The sequence below is a fragment of the Pantoea sp. LS15 genome, from assembly GCF_012241585.1.
Taxonomy (GTDB): domain Bacteria; phylum Pseudomonadota; class Gammaproteobacteria; order Enterobacterales; family Enterobacteriaceae; genus Enterobacter.
On sequence record NZ_JAAVXA010000022.1, the window covers coordinates 204 to 12,906 of the forward strand.

Below are 12,703 nucleotides of genomic sequence, written 5' to 3' on the forward strand. Positions count from 1 at the left end.
TGCAACGCGGCTTTCAGCTCACCGTTGCGAGGTCCCGTATATTACGTTTTCCTCATTCAGAGTCAAGCGATTATTTTCACTTTTCTCTGTTGGCGTTCATCTCTGAACCCCGCTAACCCGGCGGCTTGCAAGCCGTTGTTCCGTGTCAGTGGAGGCGCATTATAGGGAGTTCTCAGACGTTGACAACCCCTCTTTTAAAAAAAACTTTCAACCGCCTCTTTTTTGCTCAAAACCGTGTTACAACGCCAGTTTTTCGAGCGTTTCAAAGCCGTAACGATGTAAAACGGGTAAAAGTTGTTCAGTTTCTTTTGTTATCGCCATACAAAAAGCGATATTTGCATCGGTAGATTTTGCATCTGGCGCTTCATGTTCCAGCAACCAGGCGGTACGACGCGCAATTGCCGCACCGGAATCCACCAGACGAGTCCCCTCTGGCAGAACAGCCAGAAGCTCTTCCTGTAAAAGAGGGAAATGGGTACATCCCAGAACAACGGTGTCTGGCGGCTCCGGCATCCGCAACCAGGGGCGCAAAATGCGGCGCAGCTCTTCCAGCGAAACAGCGTGTCCATGCAACTTCGCTTCAGCCATTTCCACAAGCTCCGCCGATCCGAGCATTGCAATCTGGCATTCATTAGCAAAGCGTTCGATCAGTTCACGCGTATAAGGACGCTTCACCGTGCCACGTGTTGCCAGCAAACCAACGATACCGTTCGCCGTCAGACGCGCGGCTGGCTTTATTGCAGGAACGACACCCACAACCGGGAACTGGAATTTTTCACGCAAGGCAGGAAGGGAAACCGTACTCGCCGTATTGCAGGCGATGACCGCCAGCGCAAGGGGGTAACGCTTTTGTACCGCGGTGACAATTTCAACCACACGCTCAACAATAAACTCTTCGCTTTTTTCCCCGTACGGAAAAGCGACGTTATCAAAAGCGTAGATGTAATGGAGATTCGGCAGGAGATGCCGAATCTCATCATAGACCGAAAGCCCACCAACGCCGGAATCAAACACCAGCACAGTGGGACGCGGATCAGAAGGTGTAGCTGCCAGACAAGGTGTATTCCCGTCCTGCAGTTTGGTAGCCATAAACTGTCTCGTAATCTTTATCGAACAGATTGGCTATTTTACCACGAACTGTGAGGTGAGAGGTGACAGGATATGAAACTGCGATATCCCACAGGCTCACACCGCCCATTTTCACTTCGCGAGAAGGGTAGCCGCTGAAGTCATCGTCGTAGCGAGTGCCCAGATAACGGTATGCAAGATCCCAGTCAATATCCCAGGTTTGCCAGTCGAGCTGATATTTCACCTGCTGTTTAGAGCGACGCTTGAGCACTTCATTGGTGTTTGCATTGCGCGGATCAACATAGTCATAAGAGACCTGATGGCTTACCGGACCGGTATCAAACTGAGCGGTGGCTTCAACCCCTTCGATACGCGCTTTGTCCACGTTGTAAGGACGGTTCATCTGATCGTAACCAATCAGATTATCGACATCGTTACGGTAAGCGCTAACACGCCAGCTCACCGGGCCGGTTAAGCCTTCAAATCCGCCTTCCCACTGCTTGCTCTCTTCAGGTTTAAGATCCGGGTTGCCGTACTTCGTACTGTGGATCTGGCTCATGGTTGGCGCTTTATAGGCCGTACCGTAGGAGGCAATGAAGCGATATCCTTCGATAAACTCCCAGGCCGCGCTGGTTTGCCAGGTGCTGTGGTTGCCGAAGTTCGAGTTGTCATCATTACGGGCGGCGGCTTCCAGCGTCACGCTATCAAACTGCTGCATACCGGAGAGGAAAACACCCGTATTGTGCTGCTCGTAGCCTTTCTTCAGAGATGCCGTCCCCGGCTGGGCTTTCTGTTTCTGCCAGTCCAGACCTGCTCCGATATTACCGTGACCGACGGCCACATTGTTCATCCACTGAGCGGTGTATTGCTTCACATCATCCATGCTGGAAGAGGCTGCATAGCGACCTTTGCTCGGATCATAGTTCAGGTCTTTGCTGCGACCATAGCCTGCCACCAGTTGAGATTGATAAATTCCCTGGCTAAAGCGCAGACCGGTATCCCAGTTCTGGCTATACAGTTGACGCGTGTCCGGGGTGCCGAGTATCGCCGTGTAATCATCATTGTAAGTATCGTAACCGTCATACGCCGTGCGGTTGTCATAACCAAAACCACGGAAGAAGCCGCTCACGCTATCGGTGATCTGCTGTTCCACAGAGCCGTATAACGACTTACTCATAAAGCCATCACGATCCGGCTGGCGCGGGACATCGTTCGCAGCAATATCAAAACCACGGGTATAGGTGTAGTTACCCGCCATGGTGATTTTGGTTTTATCAAGAACCTGCTGGAAAGAGCCATCATAGGTTTGGTAACCCTTAGACCCCACACCCGCAGATATTTCCGCGCCCGGTTTATCGCGCCCGGTAATGATGTTGATCACACCGCCAATCGCGTCGGAGCCATACAGGGCCGAACGTGGGCCACGAATGTATTCAATACGCTGAATCAGGGAAGTCGGGATCTGGCTCAGGTCAGGAACGTTGCTGATCCCGGCGTTATTCAAAGGAATACCGTCAATCAGCACCAGCACATGGCGAGATTCGGTTCCGCGAATAAAAGTCGAAGAGTTCGTGCCCATTCCACCGCTTTGCGCGATATCCACGCCAGGCAGACGTGACATGATTTCCACCACACTCTTTGCCTGCCAGCGTTCAATATCTTCACGCGTCACAACAGATGTCGGAGCCAGAACGGTTTTTGCCGGTTGTTCAAAACGGTTTGCAGTCACCACCAACGAGTCTTCGCTATCCTGCGCCCAGCCCGAAAATGCCGTGACGGACAACGCCGTCAGCAGCGATACTTTTTTAATCATTGTTAAAGCATCCACAATATAAGAAGGATGCCGCAGGCCTCATCTATAGCACGCGATAATGAAACCAAATGCGACGTGATCCCGGCAGGTCTTCGGGCTAGGTGGCTTTATAAGGATGAAGACTTCCCATTTTCACAGTGTCTACAACTCTCATCCCGCCAGTCTTTACCGCTGCGCGTCAGCTCCAGATTTACACTGGATTCCCTTTTCACTCTCAGGAGACCGGAAACAGAATGCTACAATTAGACACGTATAGATGTCCAGATAGCTATTAGCCATTAAATCTGGACATCCCCTGAACAATGCCTACAATCCCCGCGTAATTCTTTATCACTCAGGACGCATCATGACCCCAGAACACCTCCCGACAGAACAGTACGACGCGCAGCTGGCAGAGAAAGTTGTCCGCCTGCAAAGTATTATGACGCCTTTCAACGCGCCCGTTCCCGAGGTGTTCCGCTCTCCTGTCAGCCACTACCGCATGCGCGCTGAATTCCGCATCTGGCACGACGGTGACGACCTGTACCACATCATTTTTGATCAGCAGACAAAATCCCGTATCCGCGTAGACAGTTTTCCGGCGGCAAGCGAGCTGATTAACCAGCTCATGACCCTCATTATGGACGGTGTGCGCACCAACCCAGTGCTGCGCAATAAGCTGTTCCAGATTGACTACCTGACTACTCAAAGTAACCAGGCGATTGTCTCTCTGCTGTATCACAAAGCGCTGAATGACGAGTGGCGTGAGCAGGCAGAAGCCCTGCGCGATGCACTGCGCGCGCAGAACATCAATGTTCATCTGATTGGCCGTGCCACCAAAACCAAAATCATGCTGGATCAGGATTACATCGACGAGCGTCTGCCGGTGGCAGGTAAAGAGATGGTGTATCGTCAGGTCGAGAACAGCTTCACCCAGCCGAACGCTGCGATGAACGTGCAGATGCTGGAATGGGCGCTGAAGGCGACGGAAGGGTCGACGGGCGATCTGCTTGAGCTGTACTGCGGTAACGGCAACTTCTCGCTGGCGCTGGCGCGAAATTTCGAACGCGTGCTGGCCACAGAAATCGCCAAACCATCGGTTGCGGCTGCACAGTACAACATCGCGGCCAATCATATCGACAACGTGCAGATCATTCGTATGGCCGCAGAAGAGTTTACGCAGGCAATGAACGGCGTACGTGAGTTCAATCGATTACAGGGTATCGACCTGAAGAGTTACCAGTGTGAGACGATTTTTGTCGATCCGCCGCGCAGTGGCCTGGACAGCGAAACCGAGAAGATGGTGCAGGCGTACCCGCGTATTTTGTACATCTCCTGCAATCCGGAGACGCTGTGCAAGAACCTCGAAACATTAGGCCAGACGCACAAGGTTGAACGTCTGGCGCTGTTCGATCAATTCCCGTATACGCACCATATGGAGTGCGGTGTACTGCTCACGGCAAAGTAATGTGGGCCTTGTAGGGCAGGTAAGCGAAGCGCCACCTGCCAAAAAAGCCGGATGGCGCTTCGCTTATCCGGCCTACAATGACAAAACCTTTTACTCTGGTAACTGGCTCTTACGGCTACGCATGCGCGAGCCAATCCAGAACACCAGCGCCACAGACAGTACCGCAGGGAAGAAGTTAGAGCCGATATCCGGATACTCGGCACGCACCACCGTGCTATACAGCAACACACCCAGAATAAAGCAGGCGGCAGCCAACCCCGGTAACCCGACCGGCATAGTGCGGTTCAGGTAACGTTGATGCAGACAGTAAACCGTCAGCACCAGTGCAATTAGCGGGAAAATCGAAAATGGCACGATTGAGCTAAAAATAGCGGCAAACGTACCATTAATGGATAAGCCAGCGATCAATGCCAGCAACAGCGTCCCTTTATCCTGACCTGACTGTTTCATTACTCACCTTCACTCTTCGGTTTGATGTGCCAGTTTCTCTTGTTCACGGCGATACCAGTAGTACGCACCTTTAGAAATCATGCGCAACTGTAATACCAGTCGCTCTTCGAGCTGCTTGCGTTGTTCAATGCTGATATCCAGCGCTTCGGCACCCGCGCTGAAAACAATCGTCACCATCGCCTCAGCCTGTGCTTCTGTAAACGCACGCGGCATATGGTTTTCGAGTTCAAGATAGTCGGCAAGTTCCGCGATGAAATGCTGAATTTCACGCGCGACGGCAGCACGAAACGCCGCAGAGGTTCCGGAACGCTCGCGCAGAAGCAGACGAAACGCGTTGGGGTTATTGCCGATAAATTCCATAAAGGTCGACACGGAGGTGCGGATCACGCTGCCACCTTTTGCGATACGCTGACGCGCCTGGCGCATGAGCTGGCGAAGCATCAGACCACTTTCGTCGACCATGGTCAGACCCAGTTCATCCACATCACGGAAGTGACGATAGAAGGACGTTGGCGCAATCCCGGCCTCGCGCGCAACTTCACGCAGGCTCAAACTGGCAAAACTACGCTCGGCACTCAGTTGACTGAATGCGGCTTCCACCAGCGAACGCCGGGTTTTCTCTTTTTGTTGTGCTCTTACGCCCATCACGATAGTTGAATCCTTCCAAAGGCCTAATGGCACTATACCAGAGAATAAAATTAATCTGTTTGCCTGGCTTTGTGAATGATTGTTTACGTGCGGTTTGTGCTCCACTGCCCGAAAAAAGCACAACGATAATTGGGTTACTCTGGCAATGATGTTATGATTCTGTTGCTTTTATGTATAAGAACAGGTAAGCCTTGCCATGCCACATTCCTACGATTACGACGCAATAGTTATTGGTTCCGGCCCCGGCGGCGAAGGTGCTGCTATGGGTCTGGTGAAACAGGGAGCCAGAGTAGCGGTCATTGAGCGCTACCATAATGTTGGCGGCGGTTGCACCCACTGGGGCACCATCCCTTCGAAAGCCCTTCGCCACGCCGTTAGCCGCATTATTGAATTTAACCAGAACCCTCTCTACAGCGACCACTCCCGACTTCTTCGTTCATCCTTTGCCGACATCCTGAATCATGCGGATACCGTCATTAACCAGCAGACACGCATGCGTCAGGGGTTTTATGAGCGTAACCACTGTGAAATTTTGCAGGGCAACGCGCATTTTGTTGATGAGCACACCCTGGCACTCGAATGCCACGACGGTTCGGTTGAAACCATTACCGCTGAAAAATTCGTTATTGCTTGCGGCTCGCGCCCGTACCATCCTACCGACGTCGACTTCTCGCACCCACGTATTTATGACAGCGACTCCATCCTCAGCCTGCACCACGAACCACGCCATGTGATTATCTACGGCGCAGGGGTGATTGGCTGTGAATATGCGTCGATCTTCCGGGGCATGGAGGTCAAAGTTGACCTGATCAACACCCGCGATCGCCTGCTGGCTTTCCTCGACCAGGAGATGTCGGATTCCCTCTCATATCACTTCTGGAACAGCGGTGTCGTCATTCGCCACAACGAAGAGTATGAGAAAATCGAAGGCTGCGATGACGGTGTGATCATGCACCTGAAATCTGGCAAGAAGCTCAAAGCCGACTGTCTGCTGTATGCCAACGGCCGTACCGGTAACACCGATTCACTGGCGCTGGAAAACATTGGTCTGGAAACCGACAGCCGTGGTCAGTTGAAGGTCAACAGTATGTACCAGACCGCCCTGCCGCACGTTTACGCAGTCGGTGATGTTATTGGCTATCCAAGTCTCGCGTCAGCAGCCTACGACCAGGGACGCATTGCGGCTCAGGCGCTGGTGAAAGGCGAAGCAACGGCGCATCTGATTGAAGATATTCCGACAGGGATTTACACCATCCCGGAAATTAGCTCAGTCGGGAAAACCGAACAGCAACTGACGGCCATGAAAGTGCCTTACGAGGTGGGTCGTGCGCAGTTTAAACATCTGGCGCGCGCGCAAATCGTGGGGATGAGTGTGGGAACGCTGAAGATTTTGTTCCATCGCGAGACGAAAGAGATCCTCGGTATTCACTGCTTTGGTGAACGCGCGGCGGAAATCATTCATATCGGCCAGGCGATAATGGAGCAAAAAGGGGGTGGTAACACCATCGAGTACTTCGTTAACACCACCTTTAACTACCCGACCATGGCAGAAGCCTATCGGGTAGCGGCACTAAACGGTCTGAACCGCCTGTTTTAACGCGCTGTCAAAGTGGCCATCCATTGAACTCCGGATGGCCTCTGCCAGCTGCTCATAGCGGCTGCGCAGCGGCGAACCAGGGCGATAAACCAGGCCAATCGTACGGCGTGGCTCTGGCTTAATGCACGGCAGGTACACCACGCCATCTCGCGTGCGTTCTCGCGGTACGGCCAGCGCAGGCAGCAGTGTAATACCACTTCCCGCAGCCACCATATTACGCAGCGTTTCCAGGCTGGTTGCGCGGAAATGGGTATCTTCATCAGCACCCGCTTCAAAGCAAAAACCCATCGCCTGATCGCGCAGACAGTGGCCATCTTCCAGCATCAGCAGTTTTTCGCCGGCCAGATCGGCCATCGGCACACGATCGCGGTTCGCCCACGGGTGATCTTGATAGATCGCCAGCATCATCGGCTCGTCAAACAGCGGCACCTCAATAAAGGCTTCACTCTCTTTCACCAGCGCAAGAATGGCGCAGTCGAGTTTGCCGCTATCTAACTGCGCCAGCAGTTGATGGGTCTGCGCTTCATGCAGGTACATTTCAAGTTTCGGGAACGTCTGGTGCAGCATCGGAATGATGTGCGGCAACAGGTACGGGCCAACGGTTGGGATCAGGCCAATATGCAGTGGGCCGGACATCGTTTCCCCCTGCTGGCTTGCCATTTCCTTGAGCACTTTGACCTCGCGCAGCACGGTGCGCGCCTGATCAACCAGCAGCAGACCGGCCTGGGTGAACAGTACCTTACGACTGGTGCGCTCCAGCAGCATCACCCCCAGCTCATCCTCCAGCTTGCGGATCTGACCGCTCAGCGTAGGCTGGCTGACGTGGCAGGAATCTGCCGCGCGGCGAAAATGACGGTGCTCGGCTAACGCTACCAGGTATTCAAGATCACGAATATTCATTATTCATCCTCCGTCGCCACGATAGTTCATGGCGATAGATAGCATAGCAACGAACGATTATCCCTATCAAGCATTCTGTTGAATAATACGCCACATAGACGAGGCGGCACGTGTTTGACCCTTGACGTCCCCGCTCCGTCAGCGAGTTTCTCTCAAAACTCGAACAACTAAAGCCAACGTGAACTTTTGCGGACCCCGTGGTCCGCTTTTTTTTGCGTAAAAAAGCCTGGCGTTAAGCCAGGCTCCGTTTTTCTCCCTCTCCCACAGGGAGAGGGCCGGGGTGAGGACACCCGGCCGCACAGTTTAAACTAACCGGTTTTTCGCATCCGCAATCGCCTGCGCGACCTGCTTAGGTGACACGCCGCCTTTCGCCGCACGCTTATCCAGGCAAGACTGCAACGCCAGAATCGGATAAACATCATCCCCGATAACCGCGCTGAACTTCTGCAGCTCGGCAAGCGCCAGGTCTTCCAGCGGTTTACCCTGGCGAATCGCTTCCACTACCGCTTCGCCCACAATATGGTGCGCTTCACGGAACGGAACACCTTTCGCTACCAGGTAGTCCGCCAGTTCGGTGGAGTTAGCGTAACCCTGCTGCGCAGCTTCCTGGCAACGCGGGCGTTTCACCTGAATACCATCCAGCACCAGTGCGCCCATATGCAGACAGTCCAGCCAGGTGTCGAGCGCGTCGAACAGCCCTTCTTTGTCTTCCTGCATATCTTTGTTATACGCCAGCGGCAGCCCTTTCAGGGTCATCATCATGCCAGTCAGTGCGCCCTGAACACGGCCACACTTACCGCGGATAAGCTCCAGCGCATCCGGGTTTTTCTTCTGCGGCATCAGGGAAGAACCTGAAGTCACACGGTCAGACAACTCGACAAACCCGGCCTCACCGGAGTTGAAGAAGATCAGGTCTTCTGCGAAACGCGACAGGTGGACCATGCCGATTGAAGCATTTGAGAGCAGTTCCAGCACATGGTCACGGTCAGACACGCTGTCCAGGCTGTTACGGGTGGCAGAGGCAAAGCCCAACCAGCCTGCCAGCTGTTCACGATCAATTTCGTACGCCGTACCGGCCAGCGCGCCGCTACCCAACGGACTCACGTCCAGACGTTTCAGGGTATCCTGCAGACGGCTTTCATCACGTGCCAGCATCTCGACATAGGCCAGGCACCAGTACGCAAACGTCACTGGCTGCGCACGTTGCAGGTGGGTGTAACCCGGCATAACCGCGTCCTGGTTGTTCTGCGCGGTTTCCACCAGCGCACTCTGCAATTGACGGTTAGCGGCCAGCAGTTCGCCAACGGTATCTTTACACCACAGCTTCAGATCAGTTGCGACCTGGTCGTTACGGCTACGGCCGGTATGCAGCTTCTTACCCAGTTGGCCAACTTTGTCGATGAGCTTCCCTTCCACCCAACTGTGAATATCTTCGGCGTCGCTCTGGAGGATTTGCTCCGGGTTCAGGCGCACTTCTTCCAGCAGATTATTCAGTGCCTCTTCCAGCTGCTGCTGTTCCTCTGCGGTCAGTACGCCAACTGTCACCAGCGCTTTGGACCAGGCCACAGAGCCGACAATATCCTGTTCGGCCAGGCGGTAGTCGAAGCGCAAAGAGTCGTTGAACTGTTTGAACCGCTGATCCGCTGCCTGTGTAAAACGCCCACCCCAAAGTGCCATAACATCGTTCCTTTATTCGTTAGTTCCGCCGGGTGGCGCTGCGCTTACCCGGCCTACGGTCATTCAATAAAAACTTACGCTAAAATACGCGTGCCAATCGGCATGCCGTTAAACAGCGCCGGGAGTTGCTCCGCGTGACGCCAGGACGCGATATCTACCGGGCGACCGAGCGTGCGCGCGGCATCCAGTGCAGCGTTCACTTTGACGATCATGCCGTCGGTAATAATGCCCTGCGCAATCAGCTGCTCGGCTTTCGCCGCCGTCATTTCTGCAATGCGCTGACCTTTGCCGTCCAGAATACCGCTCACGTCGGAAAGCAGGATCAGGTCTGCGCCCAGCGTTGCCGCCAGTGCCGTTGCCGCCTGGTCCGCATTCACATTCATCAGTTCGCCCTCTTCGGTGACACCGATAGAACTGACCACCGGCAGGAAACCACCATCCAGCAGTGTGTTAATCAGCTTAGGCGAACCTGGCTGTGCCAGTCCAACATGGCCGAGCTCTTCGTCGAGCTGGGTCACTTTTACGCTATCGCCATCGCCCAGGTAGAGGCCTACGGAAGCAATATGGTGTTTCTTCGCCCATGCCAGTAGCGTTTTGTTCGCCGTCCCCGCCAGCGCACCGGTGATGATGTCAATCTGATCGGCAGGCGTGACGCGCAGACCATTTTTCTTTTTCACCGGCAGATTGAGTCCTTTCATCAGTTCATCCACCACGCAACCGCCACCGTGAACAATCACCAGCGGACGTTGGTGAGATTCGCGATAGTTAACCAGCGCGGTAAAAAGACGCTCCAGCGCTTCTTCGCTGTCCAGCAGTACACCACCGAGTTTGATAATTAATGGGTTCATCATCACACCTTAAATAAGAGACTGCGTTTCAGCGAAGCCAAAACGAATATTTGCGCACTGCATGGCCTGGGCGGCAGCGCCTTTGAGTAAGTTATCTTCTGCGGCGACCACAATCAGGTGTTCGCCCTGCACAGCAAAGCCGATATCGCAGAACGGCAGACCGACCACGTTTTTCAGCGCCGGCACGCCTTTATCGTACAAACGCACCAGCGGTTTATCCGCGTATGCCTGAGTGAAGACCTCGTTCACCTGTTCTTTGGTTACGCCCGGTTTCAGGCGGCAGGTAATAGTTTCGAGGATCCCACGCGGGAAGCTGCCCAGGTGCGGGGTGAAAATCACCTCCGCGCCCAGATGGGTGGTAATTTCAGGGTGATGACGGTGGTTAAACACGCCATACGGCTGAAGGCTCACTTCGCAGAAGCTGTTGGAGATAGCGGCCTTGCGCCCGGCACCGCTCACGCCACTGGTGGCGTTGATCACCGGCCACTGATTAAGATCCAGCAGACCTGCGTCGATCAATGGCTTAAGTGAAAGCTGCGCCGCCGTCGGGTAGCAACCCGGGACAGCAATCAGCTCCGCTTCTTTCAGTTTGTCTGCGCTCCACTCCGCCAGGCCGTATACCGCTTTTTCAAGCAGATCCGGGTGCTGATGGGTGAAACCGTAATATTTTTCATAGAACGCGCCATCGTTAACACGAAACGCGCCAGAGAGGTCGAACACCACACAACCGGCCGCCAGAAATTGCGGTGCCAGGTCGTGGCTGACTTCGTGCGCAGTGGCCAAAAACACCACGTCGACACCGTCGGTGAACTCACTGATGTCAGACATTGGCTGCAACGGCAGATCAACAATGCCCTTAAGTTGCGGATGCAAATCAGAAATTAACTTTCCTGCATCATTGCTTTGCGCTGACACGGTCAAAGCGGTTATGGTCATATGTGGATGGCGATTCACGTAGCTTACAAGCTCTGCGCCCGCATAACCGCTAGCGCCTACAATCAGCGTATTCAACATCGGGTTCCTTTATGCTCAACGTTAGTGTATTTTTATTCACATTTATTGCATGAATATTGATACTATCACGACCTAAGGTGTGTCAACAATGAAAATGAACTTACCGCCATTTATCGAGATCTACCGCGCCCTGATCGCCACACCGTCCATCAGTGCAACCGAAGAAGCATTGGATCAGAGCAATGAGTCTTTAATCAATCTGCTGGCGGGTTGGTTTAGCGATCTTGGGTTTAACGTTGAGGTTCAGCCTGTCCCCGGAACACGCCATAAATTTAACCTGCTCGCCAGCACCGGAACCGGCGCAGGCGGCCTGTTGCTGGCCGGACATACCGATACCGTGCCATTTGACGATGGCCGCTGGACCCGCGATCCCTTCACCCTGACCGAGCACGACAACAAACTTTACGGTCTGGGCACTGCCGATATGAAAGGCTTCTTTGCCTTTATCCTCGACGCGCTGCGTGACGTCGACGTGACAAAACTGAAGAAACCACTCTACATTCTGGCGACTGCCGATGAAGAAACCAGCATGGCAGGCGCACGCTACTTCTCAGAAAATACGGCGATTCGCCCGGATTGCGCCATTATCGGCGAACCAACATCTCTGCAACCGATTCGTGCGCACAAAGGCCATATCTCGACGGCGGTACGTGTACTGGGCCAGTCCGGGCACTCCAGCGATCCGGCGCGCGGCGTGAACGCCATTGAGCTGATGCATGATGCCATCGGCCACATCATGCAGCTGCGTGATTCCCTGAAAGAGCGCTATCACCATGATTCGTTCACTGTTCCTTACCCGACGCTGAACCTCGGCAGCCTGCACGGCGGCGATGCCTCCAACCGTATCTGCGCCTGCTGCGAGCTGCATATGGATATCCGCCCGCTACCGGGCATGACGCTGAGCGATCTGAACGGGTTGCTGACAGAAGCCCTGGCACCGGTGAGTGAACGCTGGCCTGGTCGCCTGACAGTTTCCGAGCTACATCCACCAATCCCAGGCTACGAGTGCCCGCCGGATCACCAGTTGGTCGAAGTGGTGGAAAAACTGCTCGGCGAGAAAACCGATGTGGTGAACTACTGCACCGAAGCACCGTTTATTCAAACGCTCTGCCCGACGCTGGTCCTTGGTCCTGGCTCCATCAACCAGGCCCACCAGCCGGATGAGTATCTGGAAACCCGCTTTATCAAACCAACCCGCGAATTGATTACCCAGGTTGTTCATCACTTCTGCTGGCATTAAT

11 protein-coding genes and 1 riboswitch are annotated in these 12,703 nt (G+C 54.1%); of the genes, 3 read left to right on the forward strand and 8 right to left on the reverse strand.

Translation table 11 applies throughout. From position 1 onward, the window contains the following. Window positions 1–237: 237 nt before the first annotated feature. Window positions 238–1,089, reverse strand: coding sequence for a glutamate racemase (gene murI / locus HED65_RS21405; protein WP_114980075.1), 852 nt, complete (start codon window positions 1,087–1,089; stop codon window positions 238–240). Continuing rightward, window positions 1,034–2,881, reverse strand: coding sequence for a TonB-dependent vitamin B12 receptor BtuB (gene btuB, locus HED65_RS21410; RefSeq protein WP_114980076.1), 1,848 nt, complete (start codon window positions 2,879–2,881; stop codon window positions 1,034–1,036). The genes murI and btuB overlap by 56 nt, the downstream gene beginning before the upstream one ends. 66 nt (window positions 2,882–2,947) lie before the next feature. Further along, window positions 2,948–3,123, reverse strand: a riboswitch (cobalamin riboswitch). Window positions 3,124–3,227: 104 nt separating this feature from the next. Here btuB and trmA point away from each other — a divergent pair. Continuing rightward, complete coding sequence (trmA, locus tag HED65_RS21415; protein ID WP_114980077.1) at window positions 3,228–4,328, forward strand: tRNA (uridine(54)-C5)-methyltransferase TrmA; 1,101 nt, start codon at window positions 3,228–3,230, stop codon at window positions 4,326–4,328. Window positions 4,329–4,418: 90 nt separating this feature from the next. Here the strand turns inward: trmA and HED65_RS21420 are convergent, their stop codons facing one another. Further along, window positions 4,419–4,778, reverse strand: coding sequence for a YijD family membrane protein (locus HED65_RS21420; RefSeq protein ID WP_008501783.1), 360 nt, complete (start codon window positions 4,776–4,778; stop codon window positions 4,419–4,421). Between the two features lie 9 nt (window positions 4,779–4,787). Continuing rightward, a complete protein-coding gene (fabR, locus tag HED65_RS21425) occupies window positions 4,788–5,426 on the reverse strand; it encodes an HTH-type transcriptional repressor FabR (RefSeq protein WP_028018088.1) in 639 nt (212 codons plus the stop codon). A 196-nt stretch (window positions 5,427–5,622) separates the two neighbouring features. Between fabR and sthA the strand changes: the two genes are divergently transcribed. Then, window positions 5,623–7,023 carry a Si-specific NAD(P)(+) transhydrogenase gene (sthA, locus tag HED65_RS21430; RefSeq protein WP_114980078.1) on the forward strand — a complete coding sequence of 467 codons (1,401 nt, stop codon included), beginning with the start codon at window positions 5,623–5,625 and terminating at the stop codon, window positions 7,021–7,023. Here sthA and oxyR read toward each other — a convergent pair. From oxyR to argC, 4 genes are all read right to left on the reverse strand, one after another. After that, complete coding sequence (gene oxyR / locus HED65_RS21435) at window positions 6,997–7,923, reverse strand: DNA-binding transcriptional regulator OxyR (protein WP_028018090.1); 927 nt, start codon at window positions 7,921–7,923, stop codon at window positions 6,997–6,999. The two genes, sthA and oxyR, sit on opposite strands and share 27 nt — an antisense overlap. 303 nt (window positions 7,924–8,226) lie before the next feature. Further along, the gene (gene argH, locus HED65_RS21440) at window positions 8,227–9,600 is read right to left on the reverse strand and encodes an argininosuccinate lyase (protein ID WP_114980079.1); all 1,374 of its coding nucleotides are present in this window, start codon (window positions 9,598–9,600) and stop codon (window positions 8,227–8,229) included. 74 nt (window positions 9,601–9,674) lie between these two features. After that, the gene (argB, locus tag HED65_RS21445; RefSeq protein WP_114980080.1) at window positions 9,675–10,451 is read right to left on the reverse strand and encodes an acetylglutamate kinase; all 777 of its coding nucleotides are present in this window, start codon (window positions 10,449–10,451) and stop codon (window positions 9,675–9,677) included. Window positions 10,452–10,457: 6 nt separating this feature from the next. Continuing rightward, a complete protein-coding gene (argC, locus tag HED65_RS21450) occupies window positions 10,458–11,462 on the reverse strand; it encodes an N-acetyl-gamma-glutamyl-phosphate reductase (protein ID WP_114980081.1) in 1,005 nt (334 codons plus the stop codon). Window positions 11,463–11,550: 88 nt separating this feature from the next. Here argC and argE point away from each other — a divergent pair, with 88 nt between their 5' ends. After that, window positions 11,551–12,702 (forward strand): acetylornithine deacetylase, encoded by a 1,152-nt coding sequence (gene argE / locus HED65_RS21455; RefSeq protein WP_114980082.1) that lies wholly within the window; start codon window positions 11,551–11,553, stop codon window positions 12,700–12,702. The last annotated feature ends 1 nt before the right edge of the window (window position 12,703 follow it).